Annotated in this window: 20 protein-coding genes and 1 pseudogene; 17 read left to right on the forward strand and 4 right to left on the reverse strand. The window is 69.6% G+C overall.

Annotated features, from left to right (window positions below; genetic code table 11):
* The first annotated feature begins 7 nt into the window (after positions 1-7).
* From TPA0908_RS19480 to TPA0908_RS19515, 8 genes and pseudogenes are all read left to right on the forward strand, one after another.
* Positions 8-931, forward strand: coding sequence for a dihydrodipicolinate synthase family protein (locus TPA0908_RS19480; protein ID WP_281939931.1), 924 nt, complete (start codon positions 8-10; stop codon positions 929-931).
* Positions 928-1,860, forward strand: coding sequence for a sugar kinase (locus TPA0908_RS19485; protein ID WP_281939933.1), 933 nt, complete (start codon positions 928-930; stop codon positions 1,858-1,860). Before TPA0908_RS19480 ends, TPA0908_RS19485 begins: the two co-directional genes overlap by 4 nt.
* A gap of 8 nt (positions 1,861-1,868) precedes the next feature.
* Positions 1,869-2,510 (forward strand): bifunctional 4-hydroxy-2-oxoglutarate aldolase/2-dehydro-3-deoxy-phosphogluconate aldolase, encoded by a 642-nt coding sequence (locus TPA0908_RS19490; RefSeq protein WP_281939935.1) that lies wholly within the window; start codon positions 1,869-1,871, stop codon positions 2,508-2,510.
* Positions 2,503-3,279, forward strand: coding sequence for an SDR family NAD(P)-dependent oxidoreductase (locus TPA0908_RS19495; RefSeq protein ID WP_281939936.1), 777 nt, complete (start codon positions 2,503-2,505; stop codon positions 3,277-3,279). Before TPA0908_RS19490 ends, TPA0908_RS19495 begins: the two co-directional genes overlap by 8 nt.
* A gap of 88 nt (positions 3,280-3,367) precedes the next feature.
* Positions 3,368-4,090: a FadR/GntR family transcriptional regulator gene (locus TPA0908_RS19500; protein ID WP_281939938.1), complete on the forward strand. Its 723-nt coding sequence runs from the start codon at positions 3,368-3,370 to the stop codon at positions 4,088-4,090.
* Positions 4,091-5,044: 954 nt separating this feature from the next.
* Positions 5,045-5,533: pseudogene (locus TPA0908_RS19505) on the forward strand (ABC transporter permease); the annotation flags it as partial.
* A 192-nt stretch (positions 5,534-5,725) separates the two neighbouring features.
* The gene (locus TPA0908_RS19510; protein WP_281939940.1) at positions 5,726-6,292 is read left to right on the forward strand and encodes a hypothetical protein; all 567 of its coding nucleotides are present in this window, start codon (positions 5,726-5,728) and stop codon (positions 6,290-6,292) included.
* Positions 6,293-6,353: 61 nt separating this feature from the next.
* Positions 6,354-6,893 carry a hypothetical protein gene (locus tag TPA0908_RS19515; protein ID WP_281939942.1) on the forward strand — a complete coding sequence of 180 codons (540 nt, stop codon included), beginning with the start codon at positions 6,354-6,356 and terminating at the stop codon, positions 6,891-6,893.
* A gap of 312 nt (positions 6,894-7,205) precedes the next feature.
* Here TPA0908_RS19515 and TPA0908_RS19520 read toward each other — a convergent pair whose 3' ends face one another.
* Positions 7,206-7,775 carry a TetR/AcrR family transcriptional regulator gene (locus tag TPA0908_RS19520; RefSeq protein WP_281939944.1) on the reverse strand — a complete coding sequence of 190 codons (570 nt, stop codon included), beginning with the start codon at positions 7,773-7,775 and terminating at the stop codon, positions 7,206-7,208.
* Complete coding sequence (locus TPA0908_RS19525) at positions 7,765-8,265, reverse strand: SRPBCC family protein (RefSeq protein WP_281939946.1); 501 nt, start codon at positions 8,263-8,265, stop codon at positions 7,765-7,767. The genes TPA0908_RS19520 and TPA0908_RS19525 overlap by 11 nt, the downstream gene beginning before the upstream one ends.
* Positions 8,266-8,572: 307 nt before the next feature.
* On the opposite strand from TPA0908_RS19525, the gene TPA0908_RS19530 reads away from it, so the two are divergent.
* The 6 genes from TPA0908_RS19530 (at position 8,573) to TPA0908_RS19555 (ending at position 16,714) form a co-directional block, all read left to right on the forward strand.
* The gene (locus TPA0908_RS19530) at positions 8,573-9,286 is read left to right on the forward strand and encodes an MBL fold metallo-hydrolase (protein WP_281942622.1); all 714 of its coding nucleotides are present in this window, start codon (positions 8,573-8,575) and stop codon (positions 9,284-9,286) included.
* 345 nt (positions 9,287-9,631) lie between these two features.
* Entirely contained in the window at positions 9,632-9,793 is a 162-nt protein-coding gene (locus TPA0908_RS19535) for a hypothetical protein (RefSeq protein WP_281939948.1), read from the forward strand.
* Positions 9,794-9,877: 84 nt separating this feature from the next.
* Entirely contained in the window at positions 9,878-10,735 is an 858-nt protein-coding gene (locus TPA0908_RS19540) for a tetratricopeptide repeat protein (protein WP_281939950.1), read from the forward strand.
* Between the two features lie 65 nt (positions 10,736-10,800).
* Positions 10,801-12,447 (forward strand): PLL family lectin, encoded by a 1,647-nt coding sequence (locus TPA0908_RS19545; RefSeq protein ID WP_281939952.1) that lies wholly within the window; start codon positions 10,801-10,803, stop codon positions 12,445-12,447.
* 215 nt (positions 12,448-12,662) lie between these two features.
* Positions 12,663-14,843 (forward strand): right-handed parallel beta-helix repeat-containing protein, encoded by a 2,181-nt coding sequence (locus tag TPA0908_RS19550; protein WP_281939954.1) that lies wholly within the window; start codon positions 12,663-12,665, stop codon positions 14,841-14,843.
* An 89-nt stretch (positions 14,844-14,932) separates the two neighbouring features.
* Positions 14,933-16,714, forward strand: coding sequence for a PLL family lectin (locus TPA0908_RS19555; protein ID WP_281939956.1), 1,782 nt, complete (start codon positions 14,933-14,935; stop codon positions 16,712-16,714).
* A 46-nt stretch (positions 16,715-16,760) separates the two neighbouring features.
* Here the strand turns inward: TPA0908_RS19555 and TPA0908_RS19560 are convergent, their stop codons facing one another.
* Both TPA0908_RS19560 and TPA0908_RS19565 read right to left on the reverse strand, forming a co-directional pair.
* A complete protein-coding gene (locus tag TPA0908_RS19560) occupies positions 16,761-19,754 on the reverse strand; it encodes a TIGR03767 family metallophosphoesterase (RefSeq protein ID WP_281939958.1) in 2,994 nt (997 codons plus the stop codon).
* Positions 19,755-19,830: 76 nt separating this feature from the next.
* Positions 19,831-20,265: a nuclear transport factor 2 family protein gene (locus TPA0908_RS19565; RefSeq protein ID WP_281939960.1), complete on the reverse strand. Its 435-nt coding sequence runs from the start codon at positions 20,263-20,265 to the stop codon at positions 19,831-19,833.
* A 640-nt stretch (positions 20,266-20,905) separates the two neighbouring features.
* On the opposite strand from TPA0908_RS19565, the gene TPA0908_RS19570 reads away from it, so the two are divergent.
* The 3 genes from TPA0908_RS19570 to TPA0908_RS19580 all read left to right on the forward strand — a co-directional run bounded on the left by TPA0908_RS19570 (position 20,906) and on the right by TPA0908_RS19580 (position 24,894).
* A complete protein-coding gene (locus TPA0908_RS19570) occupies positions 20,906-22,921 on the forward strand; it encodes an ATP-binding protein (RefSeq protein ID WP_281939962.1) in 2,016 nt (671 codons plus the stop codon).
* Positions 22,922-23,209: 288 nt separating this feature from the next.
* The gene (locus TPA0908_RS19575) at positions 23,210-23,695 is read left to right on the forward strand and encodes a hypothetical protein (RefSeq protein ID WP_281939964.1); all 486 of its coding nucleotides are present in this window, start codon (positions 23,210-23,212) and stop codon (positions 23,693-23,695) included.
* Positions 23,696-23,766: 71 nt separating this feature from the next.
* Positions 23,767-24,894 carry an FKBP-type peptidyl-prolyl cis-trans isomerase gene (locus tag TPA0908_RS19580; RefSeq protein WP_281939965.1) on the forward strand — a complete coding sequence of 376 codons (1,128 nt, stop codon included), beginning with the start codon at positions 23,767-23,769 and terminating at the stop codon, positions 24,892-24,894.
* The last annotated feature ends 343 nt before the right edge of the window (positions 24,895-25,237 follow it).

Genomic DNA, 25,237 nt, shown 5'->3' on the forward strand with positions numbered 1-25,237 from the left:
GAGTCCCATGACCGACAACTCACCCCGCCTCACCGGCGTCAGCCCCGTGCTCGAAGTGCCCTTCGACCCCGCCGGACGCGTCGACGTCGACAGCTTCCACCGGGTCGTCGCCCACGTCCTGGGCACCGGAGTGGACAGCGTCATGTTCCCCGGCTACGCCTCCGAGTTCCACAAACTCACCGACGACGAACGCGTCGACCTGCGGGACGTGCTGCTCGCCACGACCAGCGCCCACGGCGTACCCGCGATCATCTCGGTCCCGGACCACGCCACTGTCGTGGCCGTGCGACGGGCGGTGGACGCGGCTCACGCCGGCGCAGCCGCGATCAACCTGCTTCCACCGCACCTGCTCGGCCCCGCGCCGGACGCCGTGCGCGCCCACATCGGCGCGGTCGCCGACGCCGTCGCGCCGCTACCGGTCGTGCTGCAGGTCGCCCCGGCGCAGACCGGCACCAGCCTCGATCCCGCCGTGGTGGCCGCCCTGGCCCGCCGCCACCCGAACCTGCGCTACGTCAAGGTCGAGGCGGTGCCACCCGGACCGTTCATCACCGCCCTCGGCGCCACCGACCCGGCGCTGCCCGCCTTCGTCGGTTACGCCGGCCTGCACCTGCCCGACGCGCTGCGCCGCGGCGCGGCCGGCGTCCAGCCCGGCTGCTCGTTCACCGAGCTCTACGTCGCGATCTGGCGGCACTGGCACGGCGGGGCCGTCGACGAGGCGCTCGCGCTGCACACCCGGATGCTGCCGTACGTGTCGTACTGGATGCAGGGGGTGGAACTCATCGTCGCCGCCGAGAAACTCATCTCCGCCCGCCGAGGCCTGATCGACCACCCCACCTGCCGCGACCCCGCCCGCCGCCTGGACGCCGAGGAGGTGACAACGGTGGACCGGTTCCTCGCGGAGTTCGCGGACCTGCTGCCGCCGGTCCGGTGAAGGCCGTCGTCACCCTCGGCGAGGTGATGGCCCTGTTCCTCGCCGAACCACAGGTGCCGCTCGCCGACGCGGTGCGCTTCCACCGGCACGTCGCCGGCAGCGAGGGCAACGTCGCCGTCGGGCTGGCCCGGCTCGGTCACCCGGTGACCCTGTTCGGCCGCGTCGGCGCCGACGCCCCCGGCAGGTGGGTGACCACCACCCTGCGCGGCGAGGGCGTCGACGTCAGCGCGCTACGCACCGACCACGACCGCCCCACCGGCCTACTGGTGCGCGACGCCCCCACCGGCCGGCCGGTGACCGTCTCCTACCACCGCGCGGGCAGCGCCGGCGCCGCGCTGCGCCCCGCCGACGTCGACGCCGCCCTCGTTCGCGCCGCCGGCATGCTCTTCGTCACCGCACTGACCGCGGCGCTCTCCCCGGACGCGCGCGCGGCCGTGGAGAAGGCCGTCGACATCGCTCACGCCCACGGTGTGCCGGTCGTGCTGGACCCCAACGTCCGCTTGCGTCTCGCTCCGGCACCGGTGTGGCGTGACCTGGTCACCCAACTCGTACCCCGGGCGGACACCGTGCTGGCCGGCGAAGAGGAACTGCACGACATCGGCCTCGACGCCGACTGGCTACGTGCAGCCGCCCCCCGCCTCGTGGTGATTAAGGAAGGCGTCAGGGGTGCCCGCGTCACGGACGGCGCCCGATGGCGGCACGCGCCGGCGCGTGCCGTGGCCGCCGTCGACCCGGTCGGCGCCGGTGACGCCTTCGCCGCCGGCTGGATCTCCGCGACCCTGCGCGGCCGGTCCCCGGAGCAGAGCCTCACCTACGCCAACACCGTCGCCTCCTGCGTGGTCGCCGCGCACGGCGACCTGCCCGGGCTGCCCGACCCCGCCACCGTGGAACGGCTGCTCGCCGACCCGACCAGCACCGTGAACCGATAGGAGCGCCCGTGCCGTACACCTGGCAGTTGTTGTCCCGCGTCGCCGACGAACGGGTGATCGCCATCGTCCGCGACAGCGACCCGGACTCCGCGCTCGCGGCAGCCCGGACCATCCTGGACGCCGGCCTGGGCGTGCTGGAGGTCTCGCTGACCACGCCCGGTGCGCTGGAGGTCATCGCCCGGCTGCGTGCCGCGTACCCTGACCGGCTGATCGGTGCCGGCACCGTGCTCGACGCGGCGGGCGCCCGGTCCGCCGTGGCAGCCGGCGCCCAACTCCTGGTCAGTCCCGCTCTGGCCGACGACGTGGTGGCGACCGCCCGCCGGCACGGGGTGCTCGCCGTTCCCGGCTGTTCGACGCCCACCGAGATGCTGACCGCGCTGACCGCCGGAGCCGACCTCATCAAGGTCTTCCCGGCGTCGCGGTGGCGTCCCGAGGACATCTCCCAACTGCGGGTCGCCCTGCCGCACCTGCCGCTCGTCCCCACCGGTGGGATCGCGCCGGTCGACGCCGCCGCCTGGGTTCGCGCCGGTGCGGTCGCCGTCGGTGTCGGCTCCGCGCTGACCACCGGCGGCGCCGAGCAGGCGAAGAACCGGGTCGCCACCCTGCGCACCGCGCTCCGTGCCGCACAGGAAGGCAGCCACGATGCGTGAGGGACGACTGGCCGGGCAGGTGGTGATCGTGACCGGCGCGGCCCGCGGCATCGGCCGCGCCATCACCGAGGTGGTGCTGGACGAAGGTGGAGCCGTCGGCCTGGTCGACGTGTCCACCGACGAACTGGCCGACACCACCGCCGTCCTTGCCGGACGTCACCCGGACCTCGTCCACGCGGTGACGGCCGACATCACCGACGAGAAGGCCGTCGCCCGGGCGGTCGACGCGGTCACCGATGCCCTCGGACCGGTCACCGGTCTGGTCAACAACGCCGGCCGTAACTCCTACGCCGACGCTGTCGCCATGACCGTCGCCGACTGGGACGGGGTGTTCGACGTCGATCTCAAGGGTGCGTGGCTGATGTCCCGGGCCGTGCTGCCGAGCCTGCTCACCGCCGGCGGCGGATCCATCGTGAACATCGCCTCGCTGCACGCCGAACTCACCTGCGCGGGCATGTTCCCGTACGCGGCCGCGAAGGCGGGCCTGGTCGGCATGACCCGCAGCCTCGCGCTCGACGTGGCGGCGCGAGGGGTACGGGTCAACGCCGTGTCACCCGGCTACATCCGCACCGCCCTCGTCGACGAGTACTTCGCCCAGCACGCCGATCCGCAGGCCGAGGAGAAGGCGCTCGCCGTGCAACCCCTCGGGCGGCTGGGCACGCCGCACGACGTCGCGACGGTGGTGGCGTTCCTGCTCTCCCCGGAGGCCGCGTTCGTCACCGGCGCGAACTGGGCGGTCGACGGCGGTCTCGGGGTGAGGTTCGCGTGAGGTTCGTCGACGGGCCACGGCGGGGCCGCTGCCAACGCCGGCGAGTGATGCCGGACGATGGACGTACAACCACCCAGGGGAGTGACTGATGTCGGTGGAACCAGCGGTTCCGCGTGGCCTGCACGGACAGGTCGTGCACACGATCGGGTTGAGCATCGTCTCCGGCGACCTGGCCGCGGGCGAGCAGATCGTTCCCGAGGAGATCGGTGCCCGCTACGGGGTGTCCCGCCCGGTCGTCCGGGAGGCCCTCCGCGTGCTCGAGTCCAAGGGCATGGTGGCGGCCCGCCCCAAGACCGGGACGCGGGTGCTGCCGGTCGAGCGCTGGAACCTGCTCGACCACGATGTCATCCTCTGGCGGGTACAGGGCCCGGGCTGGGAGTCGCAACTGCGGGACCTGCTCGACCTGCGGGCGGCGGTCGAGCCGATGGCCGCCCGCCGCTGCGCCGAGAGCAGCGACGACACGCGGGCGAAGGGACTTGCCGACCGCTGCGACGAGATGGAGCAGGCCGTCCGGAGCAACGATTCGGAAGCTTTCACCCGAGCCGACATCGAGTTTCACACCCTGCTGCTGGCCGGCGCCGGTAACCGGGTGCTGGCCCAGATCAGCGGAGCCATCGAAGCCGCGCTGAAGGCCCGCGAGTCGTTGCATCTCATGCCGGACCATCTCGGTCACGAGGCCGTCTCCTCCCACCGGCTCATCGTCGACGCCATCGCCGGTGCGGACCCGGACCGCGCGGAGGCGGCTGCGCGAGCCCTCATCCAGGTCGCTGGCGCCGAGATAACCGAGCGGTTGACCCACATCGCCATCTGAGCTCATGGGGTATCCACACCCGGCGGTGCCCGGGAACGGGAATGACGGCGTGTACGGCGGGAGTGTGGATCCGGCACCGGGTGCCGGGCTCCGTGCGTCGGCGAGGCTGAGGACGGGCGGAGAGCAGCACGTCTCCTTGACGTCAAGGGATCAGAGCAGCAGGGTCCTGAATACGGGTCTGCTGCACACGCCAACGATCCCTGTCCCGGTTGACCCCTATCGAGTACGAGACCATCATGAACCCGCCGGCCAGTCAGGCCGCGTGACTACGACTGTCACCCATCGGTGCAGCAGACCCGAAGGCAAACGTGGTGGGAGCGCTACGACGGCTCCTTTACTCGGCTGTTTTATGCTTGCAGCGACCTGGACAAACGTGAGTGAGCAAGCCGCTGGGCCACCGGACTACTGGGGGTCAAGGGGTCGTCGGTTCGAATCCGGCCGTCCCGACAGCGAGAGGGTTTCCACAGGTCAGCGACCTGCGGTAACCCTCGTTTTGTTGCTCGGCATGGATCCTGGACTTCGGGACTGTCCCGGGCCTGGGCCGGGTTCCTCCGCGACCGGGACCGGTCGCTGCGGGCCGGGAACTACCCGGAGACCACTCGCTACGACTACCTCCTCGCTGCCGCGCACGCGGGCGCAGGTGGAGGCGTTTCCAGGGGGTGGATGATCGAGGCCGGGATCCGCGTCGACCGTGTTGAACAAGCACAAGGGATCACAGCGGTTCTTCAAGTGGATGCTGGTCGACGAGCGGGCTATCGACCGGTCACCGCCCTTCGCCAGCCGTACGGGCTCACCGCCTTCCGGGCCGGCACCTGCCTTGGGCCCCCCAGGGTGGGGTGGTGTGGAAATACAGATCTGAGGGCGGCCGACGAACCCACCGGCAATCTGGACACTGCGGCGGGCGAAGGGATCGCCTCTCTGCTGCGGGAACTGAACACCGCCGGGACCACCGCGGTGCGCGATGTGCTCGCCGTGACCGCCAACCCGGCCGCACCGTACGAGGTCGTCGTCTCCCGACCGTCCGATGCCCTCACCGCGAAACGTGCCACCGAACGAGCCTTCAACGGGCTCCTGCTCGGCCTCGGCGCGGTGGCACTGCTCGTCGGCGGCGTTGGCATCGCGAACATCATGATCATCTCTGTGCTCGAACGACGGGCCGAGATCGGCCTACGCCGCGCGCTGGGTGCCACCCGCGGCCAGATCCGCCTCCAGTTCCTGACGGAGTCTCTGCTGCTGTCCACCCTCAGTGGCAGCGCCGGCGCCGTGCTCGGAGCCGCCATCACCATCACCTACGCCTCCCTCCAGCAGTGGCCTCCCGTCACACCCGGGTGGGCGATCGTCGCGGGCATCGGCTCGACGATCACCATCGGTGCGGTCGCCGGCATCTACCCAGCGGTCCGAGCAGCCCGCATGCCTCCCACCGAGGCACTTGGCAGCGGGTGAGGAAACCTCCGGCGGGGTGTCCGTCTGATCGGCAGGACGACCTCGGGTGCGGGGTCGGCGGCGGCGATTCTCGAGCCCGGTCGGCCGTTCTCGGCGCAGCGGTGTCGATGAGGACCACCGGGCGCGTCACGGAACGGTCTGGAACGTCCTCGGAGCAGGGTGACGAAACCTTGAAAGGATCTTATGAGAAGAATGCGACTGGGCTTGGCCGCGGCTGTTGCAGTGGTCCTGCTCGCGGTGACGCAGCCGGCAGCCACGGCAGCCGAAGCGCCAGTGGTCGGGCCGGCCTGGACGGCCTCGGACCTGGACTACCACTGGCGCGGCCTTCCCACCTGGAGCCAGGGCTACGGGCCGATGAGAAACCTTGCCCGACAGGCATACAAGAACGACGACTCTCTGCACTATGAGACCCGTAGATACGGGATCAACATCGGGTGGACCGACTGGCCGAGGTCGCAGATCTATGTGTACGGCGAGGGGCTTGCCCGTGATGCGCCGATCACGCCGACGACCAGGGTCGCCCTGTACTTCCCCGGCGGCGGATATCTGAAGCACGGCGCCCGGGAGTGGGGCATCGGGCTGGTCTGGTCCAGCACCCCCGTGTACGAGTGGCTGATCGAGCCGGCCGGATCGTCCGGCGATCAACTGGTTCACAACATCGGTACGCCTGATGCGTCCATTGATGCGTATCTGGCGATGGGTCCGGACACCGGCGAGGGGCCGATGCTGCGGTGGGGTCCCGGGCCCGTCCGGTACTAGGAGCGGCGTGTTTGTCCACCGGCAGCTCGTCGGATGGTGACGGAACTATAGGAGCGAAAGCGTGATGATGGCGCTGAAGCGGTGGGGTGCCGTGGCGGTGGTTGCCGTGATCGCCGCACTGCCCGCCGTGCCTGCGAAGGCGGCCGGCAGCTACGGCCCCGGTTATTGCGAGGCGGCAGATGGCAAGTACTGGCACGGCCTTCCCACCTGGAGTGGGGGCTACGGGCCCATGAGAATAAGCGAGGGACCCGGCGACAACGCCTACAAGTACGGCAGCCAGCCCAAGGGAATCAACATCATCCCGACCGAGTGGCCTCAGTCGCGGGTAACCGTGCTCGGCCAGGGCCTGCCTGATGACGGCTGGGTCACCCCGGAGACGAATGCCGCGATCTACATGCCGGGGGGAGGCTACCTGAAGTACGGCGTGCGCGAGTGGGGCATCAATCTGGTGTGGTCGGCCACGCCTGTGTATGAGTGGCGGATCGTGCCCCACGAGTGTGGTCAGCGGATTCTCAACCTGACGAGGGGTGCCTACCTGGTCGGTCAGATGCAGTACGGCGTCGACTGGGGCTGGGGACAATTCGAGGAGTGGGAGGGCTGACCACGGCCGTCTGTGCCGTGCGGCTCCCTGTGTACTGCCTGGCCGCATCGTCGTTCGGCTAGCGCTCTGGCTGCCCTCGATCGCCAGGATGGTCAGGCAACTGCGGTGGATGGGCGTCCGCCCCGGCGGATGCCCATCTCGCGGGTCAGGCTGTAGCGGTGGCAGAACCTGTACGCGGGCAGCCGCTGAGGGCACGATTCGGCAGGTCATCCATCGGCAACGAGATGGGGATGAAGCACCGGTCGGAGTGCCGCGGCTCGCGGCGCCGTAACCGGCACGGGCGTGAGCGGACGCTCACCGGAACCTGCGGGCTCACGCCCCGGTCGGCGGCCGGGCCGTGATGAGCTCGGCGAACAGTTCGGCGGCGGCATCCAGGACGTCTCGGTCGCCGGTGATCAGCAGATCCAACAACAGGCCACGTGTCGCGGCGAGACTCAACCGGGCCCGCCGCCTGGCCTCCGGGCCGGCCCAGCCGAAGTGGGTGAACAACTCCTCGACGGGGCCCGCCCAGGCGGCGATGACCGAGGCGCGGAATGAGTCGGTCCAGGACTTCTCGAACAGGGCGTGCGCATAGATCTCGAAGAACAGCCGTTCCGCCGGCGCCAGGGCCGGGTCGGCCAGGCGCCGCCAAAAGCGGTGGCTCACCTCGACCGGGTCGTCAAGCTCCGCGGCGAGGGCCGCCAGCGCGGCGCGCTGCTCCGCCTCGACCCGTCGGACGACTTCGGTGAGCAGGCCCTCCCGGCTGCCGAAGTGATAGAGCAGCATGCGATGGCTCGTGCCCGCGCCGGAAGCGATCTCGCGGAGGCTGAGCTGGCTGAACCCGCCCTCCTTCAGAAGATTGACGCAGCGGTCGAGCAGCGACTCCCGGGCATCACCAGCCACCGGCGCGGCGCACCCCTTCGGTCATGGTGTCCCCGGCGGCCTCGTCGGTAGGGGCGGGCGACGGGATGGTCCCTGACTCCGCGGCCGCCTTCAGCGCGGCCGCCTCCATCCGCAGGTACCGTCGCGTCCGCGACGCGGTCAGCAGGGCGACCAGCCAGGCGAGGGCCCCGCTCTGCTCGATGCCGATGCTGATCCGGGTCGTTCCGTCGGGCTGGGCCTCCACCCGGTGATAGGCGAAGGTGTGCACCCCCGGCGCGTGCGTCTCCCAGGCGAACGACACACCCGGTTGCAGGTCGTAGACCCGCCACACGGTCGTGGGGAAGCCGGGTTGGCGGATGCGGAACCGGCTGCCCAGGCCCAGTGTCGGCCGGTCGAGCGGCACCACCTCCGTCATGGAGGCCGTCCATTCGGGCCAGCCCGTCACGTCCGCCACCGCCGCCCAGGCGGCCGCGGTCGTCGCCGTGGTGATGATCGTCTCTCCATAATTCATGTACCAGATGGTACATGCGATTCCGATAATGGCAAGACGGGGAGCCGGGCAATTTCGCGTATCGCGGGGATGACCGCAGTCCACTGATTGTCGTCGGGCGCCCGCCCACAACGGGGGCCGACGCATCATCCCGATCGCAATGATCGACACGAGCCCTGTCCTTGCCGCGTTCCATCCTGTTCCACGCCGTTCCGTCCGACGGGTTCGGCTACCGCCGATCGATGCTTTCGTTCGCTGTAATCCGAGAAAGGGTACTCGCATTTGTCGGTAAGGGTCCGTATAGATATCGTCGCCGGTTGTGGACGTCATGCAACTGCTACCGAATCTCTACCTGTTCCGCTTTCCCGTGGGTCACGCGTACCTGTGGCGTGGTGCGGACGGGCTGACGCTGATCGACTCCGGGGTTCCGGGGTCGGCACCCGCCATCGCGGCGGGGATCGGGAGCCTCGGTCACCGACCTGCCGACGTGCGGCGCCTCCTACTGACGCATCATCACGTCGACCACGCCGGCTCGGCGGCGGAGATCACGACGTGGACGGACGTGACGGTCTACGCACATCAGGCGGACACCCCGGTGCTCGAGGGTCATGAGCAGGTCCGGCCGCCGCTGTTGACCGACTGGGAACAGCGCCTCTGGGACGAGGTCCACGGCGGGAAGCCCCCGCAACCCGCCGCCCCGGTGGTGGTTGACCACCGGCTTCACGACGGTGACGTCATCGATCTCGGTGGGGAGCCGGCCGTCGCGGTGGCGGTGCCCGGGCACACCGCGGGCAGCGTCTCCTTCCATCTGCCCCGGTCAAGGGTCCTGTTCACCGGCGACACGATCGCGCGACTACCCGACGGGACGGTGATCCTCGGGGTGTTCAACGTCGATCCGGAGCAGGCGGCCGAGTCCATGAGGCGGCAGGCCGACCTGGATGTCGAGATCGCCTGCTTCGGGCATGGGGAGCCGCTGACCCACGGGGCGTCCGCTCCGCTGCGCGCTGCTGTGACGCAGCTCGGCGATCGCCGCTCGGGATGACCGGGGCCGGGCCGTAGCGCATCCGCGCACCGGCGGACCGGACGCTGGTGGGAACCAGCTGGAACGGACCGGCACGGCATACCCGCGAGACGCAACGTGCCTGGAAGGAGCCGTTAGTGAAGACGCCACCGCACTCCGCCGAAGACAGGGTGAGGCGGTTCCCCCGCCTCCTGATTCTCGCGGCGCTGCTCGGAGCGAGCGCAGTCGCGGCCTATGTGGGTGACACCTCTCCCGTCGAGGCGGGGACGCAGGCCCTCCGAGACTCGTGCCCGGATTGGGCGTGCGGTCAGAACCACAACCAGGTCCTGCTGTAACCGATTCCGACAGCAGAGGAGAGGTGAAGTCATGACGAGGATGTACCTGGCGGTGCTGACCGGCGTCGCCGCCCTGGCCCTGGCGATCGGCGCGGTAGCCGTATCCGCCGGCGATGCCACCGAAGCCGTGCCGACCGCCGCCGGTGGGCTCTATATCGGCCCGCACCCGGCCGGGCCACCCGGACAGGCCTAGCGGCCCAAGCACCGTGAACGTCGACGTGCCGGTGGACCTGGTCCGCCGGCACGTCGTCATACGCGGCCTGCCGAGGAGACAGCAGTGGACCAGAAGGCAGACAACGCGCTGCGCGCCGTCCGTCGCCAGGCGGCCGAGGGCGACTACGCCTCGGCGGCCTCGACGGCGTCCGCCGCGATCGAGGCACTCGAGGCCGGTTCCGGTGACCGCGACATGCTTGTGGTGCTGCTCAACGAGCTGGGCATGCTCTTCAAGTATCTCGGTCGTCTGGACGAGGCGGAGCACCTCTACGACCGGTCGCTCGCACTCCTGTCCAGGACGCCGACGAGGGCGGGTGACCTCGCCGCGGTGCTGCACAATCAGGCCGGAGTGGCGCACGCCAGAGGGGACCTGGGACGCGCCGAGCGGCTGGCGCGGCTGGGCATCGCCGTCCGGACCGGCCAGACGCAGGTCGACAGGCGGGCGTTGGCCGCGGACGACGCGGCACTGGCGGCGATCCTCATCGATCGCGGCTCGTGGAACGAGGCGAGACGGCTGCTCGAAAGCTGCCTCGACCACCACCGCCGCGAGTACGGTCCCGCGCATCACGAGGTTGCCGTCACGCTGCACAACCTGGGGTCCCTGATGTTCCGCGAGGGCGACGTGGCGGCGGCGAGCAACGCTCTGCAGGAGTCGCTGAGCATCAAGGTGACCTGCCTGGGTGAAGACCATCCTGACCTCGCTCCCACCCTCTACAACCTTGCCCTCTGTCGTGAGGCGATGGGCGACCTCGCCGGCGTGCGTCCCCTGCTCACCTGGGCCGTGTCGATCCTGCGACCCCAGGTGCAGTCGTCGCAGGCGACCTACGTCGCATGCGTGCGGAAACTGGCCCAGCTGCCAGCCGAGGTCCCGGCAGAAGAGGAACGCCATGGAACGCGTCGTACACGACCGAACACCGCGTGACGGACGTCAGTCACCGGCATCACCCATGCAGAAACCATGGAAAGGTACACGTGAAATCGTCGGAAGTGCGAAGAGGCGCACGTCGCGTCACCACGGCGGTGGTCGCCACGATGGTGGCGCTCACGGTGGCTCAGCCCGCCCGGGCGGACACCCTCGACAAGCTTGAGGAGTACGGCAAGTACGCCGGCTACGCGAAGACCGCGTACGACGTCTACAAGACCCTGCTGGGCAACGAGATGACGCTCGAGCAGGCGGTCAACGAGCTGCAGGCATCGATCGCCCAGGTCGGCGAGCAGGTGGCCGAGGTGCTCGACGAGATCGGTGAGATCGCGGCGGCAGACGTGGAGACCTGCACCCGCAACGCGGTGATCACGTTCGCCGACCTCGAGGCGCTCAGCCCCGACAACGCCCAGGCGTTCGCTGTCCAGGCGACCGACTGTGTGGCCAAGGCCAGGGCGTACATCAACGTGGTGGACAACCGGGCCGCTGTCGATGTCATGGGATTCGCGGTGAACACGGTCGGACCGATCGCCCTGTTCGCCCGGGCGAACGCCGGCTTCAGCACCAACCTGCTCAAGGACGAACTCATCGCGGCGAACCAGCGCAACATGGAGCGGCTGGAACCGACGTGCGGGGCGACGCCGCTGTGGGGTGACCGGCCCGTCGACCCGAATCCGCAGCCGGTGGAGGTGCAACTGCGCTGCACCGCCTTCAACCACGACGGCTACGACTTCGTCACCACGGAGTTGCGACGCGGCGACCCGCTTCCGGCGTTCGACTACAGCAAGGCACGGGACCGCGCCATCGAGGTCAGCAGCTACCCGACCTCGCGTGCGGCGTTGGCCTCGCTGCGGGGCCCCGGCCCGGCCAACGGATCCTCGATCGCGGCGGCGGCCGGCGGCGACGGCCTCGTCCGGCTGTGCGGCGCCTCGATCCACGACTCGGTGCACTGCCGCGCGCAGCAGCAGCCCGGATCGGCGACCTGGAACGCCTGGTCTCAGCTCGACGGGCAGCTCAGGTCCATGGCCGTGGAGAAGAACGACGACGGGCGGCTCGAACTGTTCGGCGTGAACAAGGAGGGCACCCTCTGGCACCGCTGGCAGACCGCGAGCGGATGGTCGGCCTGGGCGTCGCTGGGTGGTCCGTTCACGTCCGTCGCCGTGGCACGCAACGGCGCGGGTCGCCTCGAGCTGTTCGCCACGAACCAGGACAGCCAGGTCAGCCACCGCTGGCAGAACACCAAGAACACGACCAGCGACTGGTCCAACTGGTCGACCCTGGGGATGACCGCTCGCTTCGTGGCCGCCGAGGCGAACGGCGACGGCCGCGTGGAGGTCTTCGCGCTCAACGCGGCGGGCGAAGTCTGGCACCGCTGGCAGATGCTTCCCAGCGGCTGGTCGAACTGGGACCGGCTCGACGGCACACTGAAGACCGTCGCGGTGGCTCGCAACGCGCAGCAGCGGTTGGAGATCTTCGGCACCAATGCGCAGGGGATGCTGTGGACCAGGGCGCAGCGCGCCGATGGCAACGGCTGGTCGTCCTGGAGCCAGCTGAACGGGACCTACTACGGCGTCGCGGCCGGGTCCAACGCCGACGGCCGGATGGAACTGTTCGTGGTGGACGCTGCGGGCAAGGTGTCCGGTAGCCACCAGACCGCCTCCGGTTGGAGTGGCTGGGCCGCGCTGGACAACGGTCTCAAGATCAGGCCTTAGGTCGGGCCCGACCGCCTGACCTTCCTCGACGGGCGACGCCCGACGCCCGTCTGGGCACCCGCCGCCGAGGAACGCGATGGAACGTCGGTTGGGTGAGCGAGGACAACCGTGACGAGGCCCTCGGAACAGTGTTCCGAGGGCCTCGTCACGCCGTCCCTGAGACAGGCACAACAGCCGGGGGCGCGTGGACGCCCGCCGGGCTCAAGGAGGCAATGATGACAAGTCTGCGGGCAAGGGTCCGTGGCTCGGCACGTTCGGCAAAACGGTGTACGGGCTGGGCCGCGGTTGCGGTGATGGTGGTGGCGACCGCCGTGTCGGTGGTCGCCGCGCCCGCCTCGCCGGCCCTCGCCGAGCCGATCAGCTTCGACCTCGGTACGCCGGCGCTGACCAGGAACGCGTTGGGCGCCATGGAGCTGTTCGCCACCGACGGTGCCGACCGGGTGTGGCACCGCTGGCAGTCCGGGCCCAGTTCGGCCTGGAGCGGCTGGAGCCAGCTCGACGGGTCACTGCGCTCGGTCGCTGCCCAGAGCAACGGCGCCAACCGCGTCGAGTTGTTCGGCATCAACGACCAGGGCCTGATCTGGCACCGGTGGCAGCTTCCCGCGGGCGGCTGGTCGCCCTGGACCTCGATCGAGGGCGAGCTGACGTCCCTGGCCGTGGCCCGCAACCAGGACAACCGGATGGAACTCTTCGGCACCAACAACCTGGGCCAGGTCTGGCATCGGGCCGAGACGACCGCCGGGTCGCACACGTTCGGACCGTGGGCGCTGTTCAACGACGGCCTGATGCGGACCGTCGCAGCGGAGACCAACGAGGACGGCCGGGTCGAGCTGTTCGCCCTGAACGACGCGGGTGAAATCTTCCACCGCGCGCAGACCCGCCCCGCCGGCTGGTCGGCGTGGGCCAAGCTCGACGGCACGCTGAAGTCGCTGGCCGTGGCGAAGGCGGCGGACGGCCGCCTGGAGCTGTTCGGGGCCAACGCGGCCGAGCAGATGTGGCACCGCCGGCAGATCGACAGGGGCGGCGCCGGATGGACGGGCTGGGATTCGGTGCCCGGCCAGGCGCGCGCCATGGCGGCGGAGGCGGACGCGAACGGGCGGATCGCGCACGTCGTCATGAACGGCGCGGGCGAGAGCCTGGTGCGCGTGCAGCAGCAGGACGGTTGGTCGGACTTCACCACGCTCGGGGGTGACCTCGCCCCGCTGTACTGGATCACCCACAACACCCAGGCCGAGCTGTTCGCGAACGCGGTGACCGTTCCCCATGCGATCATCAAGATCGTCGGCGACGTGAACCTGGACCTCAGCGGCCGCGAGTTCATCCGTATCGCGGCCGGCGTGCAGATCCTCGGTGACACCTCGGTGCACCCACGCGGTCCCCGCCTGTTCACCACGTCCTTCCCCCGGGTGCTGTTCCAACTGGGGCACGACCCGGCCCAGGTGACCTCCGACAACGTCCGCATCAGCGGCATCCGCCTCGACGGCGGGCAGGGTGAGGAGCCCGCGGAGACCGAGGAGGAGGACAGCGACGCCATCCGGATCTTCTCCAGCCGCAATGTGCAGATCGACCACAGCGAGCTGTACGGCTGGCGCGGCTCGACCGTCCTGGTCGACGACGGCCAGGGGCGGCTCGGCAAGGACGACGACCCCGCCAGCATGGTCCGTGTGGTGGACAACTACATGCATCACAACCAGCACCAGACCGGCGACATTCTTGGCGGCGGTCACGGGGGCGGGTACGGCGTCGCGGTGCGCAATGGCGGGTTCGCCCTCATCGAACGCAACGTGTTCGACTGGAACCGGCACGCGGTGGCCGGCGACGGCCGCGAGGGCAGCGGCTACCGCATGTACAACAACCTGGTCCTGCCCAACGGCGGCTGGAACACCGACGTCTACCACACCCACATGATCGACATGCACGCCCGGGACTCGTGCGGCCTGAGTAGCTACAACTGCGGACTCGCCGGTGAGTTCATGGACATCAGGTACAACACGATCCTCTACAGCGCGGGCACCGGCATCAAGCTGCGCGGTACGCCGAGCATCGGCATGTACGTGTCGAACAACGTCTTCACGCACCGGCAGGAGTTCGGCAACGCGCTCGACGACGCGGCGATGGTGCAGAACGAAACCGGACTGCAGGCTTCGGCCAACACCTTCGGGTTCAGCGCGACGACCGGCACCAGGTCCAATGTCTGCGACTTCGACGGCGACGGCACCAACGACACCTTCCTGGCGTCCGGCGCGAACTGGTGGTACCAGTCCGCGACCCTCGGCTGGCACCACCTGCGCCAGTCCACCATCACGGCCGACAAGGTGACGGCATTCGGTGACCGCAACGGTGACGGCCGTTGCGACGTGACGGCGAACGGAACCGTGCACCCCACCGTGGGCTGACCACTTTCCGGGCTGGCCCGGAGCCGCGCCGGAACCGCCGGGGGTGGCTCCGGGTCAGCTCTCCATGCGTTTCTAGAAAGGGAGACAGGGTGAGGAAGTCCATCCGAGGGTCGTGTCGCCTCGGGTCGCTGGTCCTGGGCGCGGTAACCGTCCTGGCCGCTGCGGTGACCATGGTGCCGGCTGCCACGCACGCCGCTACCGACCGGGTTCTCGGGCACGGCACGCTGGCCGTGGCCCGGGACGCGAGCGGCCGGCTGACGTTGTTCGGGAGGGACGGCGCCGACCACCTCAGCGTGCGCACGCAGTCCGCCTCGGACGCGCAGACCTGGACCGCGTGGTCGTCGCTGGACGGCACACTGCGTTCGATGGCGGCGGAGGCGAACCAGGACGGCAGCGTCGAGCTGTTCGGTGTCAACGCCGAGGGCCGGGTCTGGCACCGGCGGCAGGCGGGCAACGGCTGGTCGGGGTGGTCCGGGCTCGACGGCACGTACCGCTCGCTGGCCCTGGGTCGCAACGCCGACGGCCGCCTGGAGTTGTTCGGCACCGACACCAACGACCAGGTGTGGCACCGGTGGCAGACCGCGGCTGGGTCGACGACGTGGTCGCCCTGGGCCCGGTTGGACGGTGGGCTGCGGTCCGTGGCGGTGGAGGCCAACGCGGACGGCCGCCTGGAGCTGTTCGGCCTGAACGCCGAGGGCCAGATCTGGCACCGCTGGCAGCAGGCCGCCGGCTGGTCGGCCTGGGCCTCACTCGATGGCACGCTGGCGTCGCTGGCGGTCGCGCGCGACCGCGCCGGCTCGCTGGTGCTGATCGGCACCAACAGCCGCGACGAGCTGTGGCAGCGCAGGCAGACGACCGCCGGGGCGAACAACTGGTCGGCGTGGGCGACGCTCGACGGAAGCCTGCAGTCGGTGGCCGCCGATCGCCGCGACGACGGTCGCATCGAGCTGATCGGGGTCAACGCCCAGGGCGACGTCTGGCACCGATGGCAGAGCGATGCCGGCGGTTGGTCGGCGTGGGCTGCCCTGGAGGGCGACCTGCCGCCGTCGCCGCCGGCGCCGCCGATGTCGAACCCGTCGAACTGGCGCGCGACCACGACGGTGGACTTCAGCAACGAGGACTGGACCGAGGAGGCGCAGGGCCTGACCACGGACGGTGTGAACTGGTACGTCGGCAGCAACGACTCCGATCACCGCCGGCTCTACAAGTTCGGGCCGGGTTTCCCCCAGGGTGACGATCGGGTCGTCGGCTACCTGGCGCTGCCCGCCAACGGCGGTAACCACCTGGGTCCCCCGGTCTGGGATCCCGTGCGACGGCGGATCGTGGTGGCCGTGGAACCGGCGAACGTGTGGGTGGTCGATCCGGAGACGATGCGTACGGACTTCATCGGCCCGCTCGGCGCGGACGGGTACCGGCCGCAGGGCACCTCGATTCCCTGGGTCGCGATCAATCCACGGGACGGTCTGCTCTACAGCTCGGCGTTCGGGCGCAGCGACCAGCCCATCAAGGCCGTCGACCGGATCAACGTGTACGACCCGGCCAACGGATACCGCTGGCTGCGGTCGATCCCGCTGTCTCGGGAGATCAAGGAGGTGCAGGGCGGCCACATCTCCGCCGGCGGCCACCTGTACCTGACGTCGAACGCGACCTTCGACATCAGCGCCTACGACCTGGCCAACGGCGCGTACGGCGGACGTCGCGTGGTCGACTTCGACCCGTCCGACGACGACGAGATCGAAGGTCTGACGCTGGGCCGCTACGAGTGGGACAGCGGAGCCGAATCGGACGTCGCCGTGCTGGTGCTCGATAACGACATCGTGAGTGAGGACGACGTCGAGGTCAGGTTCTACAACTCCGGCAGCGGCCTGTAGCAGCTGAGGATCCGAGGGCGGTGGGGCCGAGAGGACCCCACCGCCCTCATCTCGGTTTCACGCACCGCGGGCCGCTTCCCCGGAGGGGAGCGGCCCGCGGTCGGACTTGCGTGAGGTCTAGCGGCTTCCGCCCGCGTACTCGCCGTAGACGACGCTCACCGCCGTGCCGCCCGGGACCTGCTCGCCGGCCCTCGGGTTCTGGGACAGCACCCGACCGCTGTCGTACCGGTCCGGCACCGACGACGGCGCCTGCGCCCAACAGCAGGCCTGCGCTCAGCAGGGCGTTCTTCCCGTCGATGAGCATCTTTCCGACGATGTTCGGCACCGTGACCGACTGTCCCACCGGCTCGGCCATCCGGGTCCAGGCGGACCACCCCGAGCCGGTCTGGTAACGCCGCCACAGCGTCCCGAGTTGGCCGGTGCCCTCCACTCGGGTGCGTTCCGTCGCGTACACCTCCATCATCCCGGCCGTCGTGGTCGTCGCGGCCAGGTGACTCATGGTGCCGATCACACCGCCGAAGGGCTCCCAGCTCGTCCAGGTCGGGTTGGTGGCGCTGGTGTGGTAGCGGTGGAGGATGGCGCCCGTCCGGTCGACGCCGAACAGTTCGAGACGTCCGTCGACGTTGGTGGCGGCGGCGACCGAGGCCACCGGGGTGCCCAGACTCAGATCCATCCAGCTCGACCACCCGCCGGTCGGCTGCTGCCAGCGGTGCCACACCTTGCCCGCCGCGTTCACGCCGAACAGTGCCAGCCGCTTGTCCTTGAGCCGGGTCATGGTGACCTGACGCAGTTCGCCGTCGAACCGGACCCACGGCTTCCAGGTGGTGTCGGTGGGACTCGTGTGGGTGGTCTGCCAGATCTGGCCGTCGGCGTCGGTGGCGATGAGTTCGAGCCGACCGTCGCCGTTGCAGCCTGCGGCGACCGAGGTCAGCGGCGCGCTGTCGATCTTCACCCAGCCGTTCCAGCCGCCGGTCGTGCGTTGGGCGCGGCTGAACAGCTCACCGCCTCGGTTGATGCCGAAGATCTGGGTGGTGAGCGCGGCTGTCTGCACGGCGGTGACCGAGCGGAGCGCCCCGTCGAACTGAGCCCACGGGGACCACCCGCCGGGGGTCTGGGTGGCGCGCACGACCTCGTCCCGCCGGTTGACCGCGACCAGTTCCAGCACGCCGGAGGTGTTGGGCGCGGCCGCCAGTGGGGATCCGTAGGCGGGAGTCATCGGGAACGGTGCCTTCACCAGCAGCTCGGTGTTGCGGTCCGCGGGCGTGCCCTCCCGGGCGAGCTTGCCGTCTTCCAGCTTGGCCTGCGGGTCGTTGGCGGCCAGCTCCCGACCCAGCGAGGCCAGACCGGCCGGGCTGCTGAGATCGCCACCGTTCTGCAGCGGCGCGTCGATGTCGATCATCGTGGTGAAGATCGAGATGGTGCCGGTCTGTTCGGCGACCTCGATGAGGCGGCTCTGGATGGGCCAGTCGATGTGGGAGGCGGTGGTCACCTCCCAGAAGCCACCTCGCCAACTGCTGTCCGGGCGAGCCGCCTGCGGCCGGGAGTGGGCGAGGATGCGGTTCGTGTGCGTGTGCCCGTCCACCATCAGGATGACGTTCGGGTAACACAGGAGCAGACTTCGCAGCTGGTCGCCGTTCATGAACGGGGTGCCGGTCGGATAGTCGAAGTCGTTGGAGATGGTGTCCAGCGTGTGGTGGCAGTAGACGACGATCAGTTTGTCGTCCACGTTCGGGCGCGTCTGCACCGTGATCCGCTGGCCGGGACCGTCGATGGGCTGGAAGGGGAGCCACAACTTCAGATTGCGCGAGCTGTAGGACTCCAGCTTCGAGACGAGCCACTGCCACTGGTCGCCGTCGATAGCGCCGTCCGGGCCGGGCCACTGGGTCCGGCTGGTGTCCAGGCACAGGAATCGCAGTCGGTCGTCGGCGAGGGCTGGAATTTCGTAGTACGTCAGGTCGCTGCCCTGCGTGAAGCCGTGTCCGATAGGTAGGCCGGTGGTGTGGAAGTGCTCCTGCACGAACTGTGCCCGCTCCAGGAGACGCCGGTCGGGATCAGGCGTCACCCCCTCGCTCTCGAGGCCGTCCCACAGGAGTTGGACGCCGAACCCGATACTGGGTTCGCTCGGCAGCGGTGCACGGGGCTTGGTCGGCTTCCGGTCACCGACCGCCATGGCGCTCAGGAAGCCGAGACCCGGGGCGTCCTTCGGCGCGTTGCCCTGGACCAGGGCATCGTGGTTGCCGTAGGCGGCGTACCACGGCATGCGTATGCCATGCGCCTGGAACTCCCGACGCGCGTTGGCGAAGAGGCTGGGCAGGCTGGGAAAAACGCGCGTGTAGCCGGGAGCGTGACCCATGTAGTAGCGGTCGAGCGTGCCGTTGGCATCCTCGTACTCGCGCATGGTGGGGTGCCAGTAGTCGAGCAGCGGCGGCCACTGGTCGCCGGAGACGCCCTCCTCCTTGGTGGGGGAGCCCGAGTTCGCACGGACGGGGTTGCCGTCCATCAGGTCGATGTACCAGCGGAGCTCGTTGTACTGGGAGTTGTCGATCGAGTCGCCCGTGACGACGGTGAAGGCCAACGGCAGGTTCGTCACCGGACCCATGCCGAACTTCTGCACCGCACGGATCGCGGCGTCGCTCATGTGTGCCGAGAGCATCTCCTGCGGCCGGTACGCGCTGGCGGTGCCCCACTGGTGACCGTCGTCGGGGGCGTCCAGGAACTCGACCCGCACCGGCGACTTGTCGTCGATGATGTGCATGTCGCTCATCTGCGCGAACGCGATGAGTGGTCGCTTGTAGCCGGGCTGCGGGTAGAGGGCGAGATCGTCGCGGACGACGTGAGGTTCTCCGGGACCTTCGGCGACAGGGTGGTAATCCTCGGTGACGAGGTACGAGACGGTCCGGGTGAGGGTCGAGACGACCTCGTGGGTGCTCGCGGCGGTAGCCGGGGCGCCATTGTGGCGCAGGATTCCCAGGGGGTCCAGCGCGGCCGCGATCACCCCCAGGCCGCCAGCGGCGAGCAGATTCCGACGGGACAGGGGCACGTTTTCCTCCGAGTGTTGCCGATGCGTCGGCTCGGAGTGCGTTCCAACCTGTTCCGCTGAGCGGGGCGGCGGGTGATCAGTCGGTGCGCAGCGCTTCGAGAATCGGCTCGGTTTCGACGTACATGTCCAGGCTGATCACGAGGCCGTCGCGGATCTGCCAGACGTGCACCTCACGCGCCTCGAACGGCTTGCCGGTCGCTCGCACCACACCGCGAGCCCGACCGCTCTGCACGACGCGGTCGCCCGCCTGGTAGAGCTCCTCGATCTCCACGCGGCTGTCGAGCGCGCTGCCCAGAGCCTGCGCGAAGCGCTGGAAGCCCTCGCGGCCGGTGTAGCGGCCGCCCCACGGCAACTGCTCGGACTGGTACACGCTGATGTCCGGGTGGGCTGTCGTCGCGCCCGCGGCCGCGGCCCCCGCCGAGCCGAGCATGGCGTAGATCCGGCGTACGAGGTCGAGGTCGAGGTCGGTCGGACCGGACGGATCGGGCTGCGGCGATACGTGGGGAGTCATGTCGATCCTCCGGTCTGACGGGCACTGCCCGGGATTGTAGGGCGGTGGCGGATGGGGTGTCCGAGGTTGCGGCCGGAACGAGTCGGAACGCCCAGAGCTCATCGGTTCCAGGTCGCCCCCTGTCTCGGGCGGGGCGGCACGGCGCGCTGCCCCGACTTCGGGACAGCCGGACATGAAGCGCCCATCAGGGTCGAATTCCCCTGAGCGGTACGTCAGCGCGACTTCAGCGTGCTGAGCAAGGGTGCATTGAAATAATGATCGTGGGCCGGCCCGGGAAGATCCCTTCCTCTGGGATTTCGTGAGGGCGGCCGCGACTCCACCGCTGGAGAAGATCCTCATGGCACCACCGCAGACGTACCATCATCTCGGCCTCAGCCCGGCGCGCGCACACGTCATGACTGCCAGCGGCCAACAACCGTGAGCGCAAGAGCTGTTTGACGTCGATCTGGCCGGCGCGACGGTTGCCGCGTCTCCGGCCCGGTGACCCGCGCGGGCCGGGTCCCCGCGGCTGCGCCCTGAAGCGGTTGTCCGCAGCCTCCTCATTGGCCCCCGGGTTGGGCTTTCGCTCCGCGTCTGCCGATCGCCCGCACCATCCGAACGGACTGTTGATGTATCACCCTCACTTGCAGGAGGACCTCCGGTGATCGCCCGTCTGCCGTCGTCCCAGCTGGCCGACCGCAGCCGTCTGGCCCTCGCCGCGGCGCCCGGCCATCTCCCGACACAACCCCGTCCCGTCGTTGATGAGCTGCACGCGACGCTTGTCAACGGGACTCGTGCCCTGTACCACGACGGCAACCTCCAGGCCAGCCGGGAATGGTTCGACCGGGCGTTCACCGCGGCCGAACGCGAGCAGGACGGTCCGAGTCAGGCGTTGGCCGCCGTGGGTTACGGGGGCCTCTGGGTGCACGAGCACCGCGGCGCGGCCACGGCGGCGCTGACCGAGCTGCGCCTGCGCCGCGCACTGAACCTGGTGGACGACGACTCGCCGCTCGCGGTTCGGCTGCGCGCCCGGCTGGCCGCCGAAGCCGACTACCGCGCAGGAGCGCACGAGCGGGTGTTCGCTGCGGTGGAGCATGCGAGACGGTTGCAGGATCCGGTGGCGCTGGCGGAGGCGCTGAGCCTTGCCCATCACTGTGTGATGGGTCCCCATGAGGCCCACCTGCGCATGCGGCTCGTCGAGGAACTGATCGAGACGAGCCTGCGCACCGGGCGACGCGGCGACCTGCTGATCGGCCTGCTGTGGCGTACGTCGAACCTGCTGCTCGCTGCCGACAGCCACGCCGAGCGCTCGCTGCGGGAGTTGCAGGGCATGCTGCAGGAGAGGCCACATGCGGCGGTCGGGTTCATCGTGCAGGCCATGGAGGTGATGCGAACGATTCGCTCCGGCGACCTCGCGGCCGCGGAGGAACACGCCAACGCCTGCGCGAAAGCCGGGCAGGCGGTGGGCGACATCGACTCGATCGGCTGGTTCGGAGCCCACATGATCGCGATCAACTGGTATCGGGGCAACCTGGCGGAGCTGATCCCCACTCTGCGCGAACTGGTCAACTCGCCGCTGCTGAGCACCGTCGACAATTCACACCTGGCGGCGCTCGCCGTCGCGGCTGCCAGCGCCGGCGACGAGCGGCTCGCCCGTGGCTCGCTGGCCCGGCTCGCGGGCGCCTCGTGGAGCCAGCTACCGATGACCAGCAGTTGGCTCGCCACCATGTACGGCGTCATCGAGGCGGCGAATCTGCTCGGCGACACGAAGACGGCAGCCGCCGCCTACGACCAGCTACGGCCGTTCGCGCATCTGCCGATCATGGCGAGCATGGGGATCGCGTGCTTCGGATCGGCCGAACACGCGCTCGGCGTCGCGTCACTGACGATGGGGCGCGACGATCAGGCCGTCGCACACCTCGAGGCCGCCGTGCACGCCAACCACGCGCTTCAGCACTGGCCTGCAGTGCTGCTGTCGCGCGCCCGGCTGGCCGAGGTGCTATGGCGACAGAGCGAGCACACGCGGGCCCATGAGCTGCTCACCCTGGCCCGTGAGGAGGCTGAGCGGCTGGCGATGGCGCTGCCTCGATCGGTGGAGCACATAGCGCAGCGACCGGTGACAGCCGTCGGGAGAGCAGCCGGAGTGCTCAGCTGTGAGCGGCGCGGACTGCGCTGGCATCTGCGGCTCGGCGACCACCTCGCCGTGCTGGACGGCAGCAAGGGGATGATCTACCTCGCCAGTCTGATCGCCAACCCGGGGTTCGAGATCTCGGCGGTGGAGCTGGCCGCCGGCCCGGGCACCGCAGCAGAGTCGGTCAACGGCAGCCTGACGGCCGGCTCGTCGCAGCCTGTCCTGGACGAGGCCGCGAAGCGCGCCTACAAGGCCAGGTTGTCCCAACTCGACGATGCCATCGAGGAACACGAGGCGAACAACGACCTCGTCCGAGCCGAGCGGGCCAGGGCGGAGCGTAGCTGGCTCATCGACGAACTTGCGGCCGTGACCGGGTTGGGCGGGCGTACCCGTAACTTCGCCGATGCCGCCGAGCGTGCGCGCATCTCGGTCGGCAAGGCGATCAGGCGTGCGGTCGCGCAGGCGACCGCCGTGGATCCGGTGATCGGTGACCATCTTCGTTCCTATGTGCGGACCGGCATGCGCTGTTGCTACATGCCGAGGTGACAGGTCGCCAGGAGCGTGAGGGTCGAATATGCCGTCGTCCGGCGTCTCACGCTCCTGGCGGAAACGGCGAGAACACGGGGGGAGTTGCTCGCCGTTCGCCATCTCCCGGTCGAGACGCCGTCGCGCAACCGTCATCGACCGCTGCGCCGCGTTCTTGCGGGTTGCAAGAACGGTCCCAGAGCCCGCTGAAGTTCAGCTGACGGGTCGCTGAGGCCCCACACACCCCTACGACGACCCGTGCGCGCAGATGACCGTCGTCCGTCCAGGACTCTTTTGTGAGGAGCAACAATGCAGACGCACGAATCACCAACAGTTCGACTGAACTGGATCACCGAGCAGCGCTGTTCGCCCGTGGGACCGCCGCGCGAGAGCCGCATCGGGTCGTGGTATCCGCTCGCCAGCACCTCCGGCTCAATGCACGAGGGTCTGCTGGTCAGCGGGGTGCCGCCGGCCGGCCCGACCTTCGCCCTTCGCGTCCCGGGACTGGTCAAGGTTGTCGACTGCCTGTACGACGAGCAGCAGATGTGGCTGGTCACGGACACGCCACCCCACCCGACTCTCGCGCGGGTGGCGACGGCGGCCGGTGGAACCCCCGGACCGGCTGCGATCGCCGTCGCGGCTGCCTCGGGTGAGGTGATGCTGCTCGAGGTCGGTCTCGCCCGCGCTTTCGCCGGCACCGGCGTTGTCACCGCGATTCTCATCATCCTCGGGCTCCTCCACGGGATCCGAGCCGGCGGACAGCGCCCGAGATCGTGCCTCCGCGATGGAACGTGAGGGAACGCGTCCACTGAGGCGACGCGCAAACGGCACAGCGTCGACGGATCTCACGAGAGGACGTGTCTTCCATGAGCACCATCGAATGGCTCTCCGCGAGGGCGATCCGGGTCGTGGTGCCCTGCTCCGATCCCGAAGCGATCCGCGCTCACCTGAGCGACCTGCTCGGCACCCATCGCCTCACGTTGTGCCGTCCGCCCGACATCCACGTGCACGAGGCCGGGCAGGGCGCCGTGACGGCCGAGGTTCGGATGGCCGTCACGGTGACTGAACTGACGGGGCTCGAGGTCACCGTCGATGCGGTACCCGACGACAGGACCGTCGAGGGGTATCTGGCCCATCTTCGCGAGCACGCGGCGATCCTGACGCCGCTGGACCGAGCGGCCCGCAGTGGCGACTTCGTGACCGTCGACCTCCGCGCCACCGTGGGTGGGCGCGACATCGAGCGGGGTGAGTGGCGTGGTGTGGTGCACGAGGTCGGTGCGGGGCATGCGCTCGAAGGGCTGGACGACACGCTGCTGGGCATGAGTGCCGGTGAGGCCACCACCTTCACGACGACGCTTGTCGGTGGCCGGCACCGCGGGCAGGCTGCCGAGCTGGCCGTCACGGTCACGCAGGTGTCCAGCCGGACCCTGCCGGAGCTGAACGACGCCTTCGCCGGCGTGATGGGTGACTTTCAGACCCTCGACGAGCTGCGCTCGGCGCTGGCGCGGCGGCTGGCGGCGCGGGCCGCCGCCCGGCACCGGGCGGCAACCTACGACAAGGCGGTGGCGTTGGTGGCCGCGAGGACTGGCATCACGGCACCGGACGACCTCGTGCAGCGGCTGCTGGACGAACAGAAGCGGCACATCTCGCACTCGCTGGGTGCCCTCGGGGTGGCCCTCGAGGACTACCTGGCAGCCGAGGACATTGCGGAGGACGACGTCGATGCGGTGCTGCGGGCGGCGATCGCCAGACGAACCGAGGCCGAGATGCTGCTCGATGTCATCGCCGCAGAACAGGGCTTCGACGGACCGTTCGGCGAGTCCGCGGAGTCCGGTCCGGAGGCGCCGTCGGCGGCCTCCGCCGAGGCGGGTTCGGCGCGGCGGGGCAGGGCACTGGCCCATCTCATGAACATGGTCGTGCTGAAGGATGGCAGGGGTGACGTGCTGTCGGCCGAACAGTTGGCCGACGCCGGTAGGTATGCGGTCGCTGGCTGACGGCAGCACCTGACGAGGCCTTTCGTGGCCGGGCGGTGTTCGATGGGCTTTTGATTCTTGTTCGACCCTTTGAATACTATCCGACACGGTCTGCGTCGAATGGGCAGGCGCAGATCGGCGTAGAATTTCCACGGCGTCAACGCCGGGACGGCGGGGCTAAGTGGTATTGATCTCCTCCAGACGCAAGCGGGTTCGGCGGTTTGACTGATGGATACGAGCCGGATGATGTCGCCCTCGACGGGGTCGGTCTGTCGGCGCGGCGAGGTCGCGCACCGCAGTTGTCGGCGTCAGGGCAGATGGGGCATGGAGAGGCGCGAACCGACCGCGTGGCCGTGGCCGCGGT

This window comes from Micromonospora sp. AKA38 (assembly GCF_027925725.1).
Lineage (GTDB): Bacteria > Actinomycetota > Actinomycetes > Mycobacteriales > Micromonosporaceae > Micromonospora.

Bases quoted from the DNA above. Each gene is read 5' to 3' on its own strand.
- TPA0908_RS19480 (WP_281939931.1), top strand. From the start codon at position 8: ATGACCGACAACTCACCCCGCCTCACCGGCGTCAGCCCCGTGCTCGAA.
- TPA0908_RS19495 (WP_281939936.1), top strand. From the start codon at position 2,503: ATGCGTGAGGGACGACTGGCCGGGCAGGTGGTGATCGTGACCGGCGCG.
- TPA0908_RS19500 (WP_281939938.1), top strand. From the start codon at position 3,368: ATGTCGGTGGAACCAGCGGTTCCGCGTGGCCTGCACGGACAGGTCGTG.
- TPA0908_RS19510 (WP_281939940.1), top strand. From the start codon at position 5,726: ATGCGACTGGGCTTGGCCGCGGCTGTTGCAGTGGTCCTGCTCGCGGTG.
- TPA0908_RS19525 (WP_281939946.1), bottom strand. From the start codon at position 8,265: ATGAATTATGGAGAGACGATCATCACCACGGCGACGACCGCGGCCGCC.
- TPA0908_RS19530 (WP_281942622.1), top strand. From the start codon at position 8,573: ATGCAACTGCTACCGAATCTCTACCTGTTCCGCTTTCCCGTGGGTCAC.
- TPA0908_RS19535 (WP_281939948.1), top strand. From the start codon at position 9,632: ATGACGAGGATGTACCTGGCGGTGCTGACCGGCGTCGCCGCCCTGGCC.
- TPA0908_RS19550 (WP_281939954.1), top strand. From the start codon at position 12,663: ATGACAAGTCTGCGGGCAAGGGTCCGTGGCTCGGCACGTTCGGCAAAA.
- TPA0908_RS19565 (WP_281939960.1), bottom strand. From the start codon at position 20,265: ATGACTCCCCACGTATCGCCGCAGCCCGATCCGTCCGGTCCGACCGAC.
- TPA0908_RS19575 (WP_281939964.1), top strand. From the start codon at position 23,210: ATGCAGACGCACGAATCACCAACAGTTCGACTGAACTGGATCACCGAG.
- TPA0908_RS19580 (WP_281939965.1), top strand. From the start codon at position 23,767: ATGAGCACCATCGAATGGCTCTCCGCGAGGGCGATCCGGGTCGTGGTG.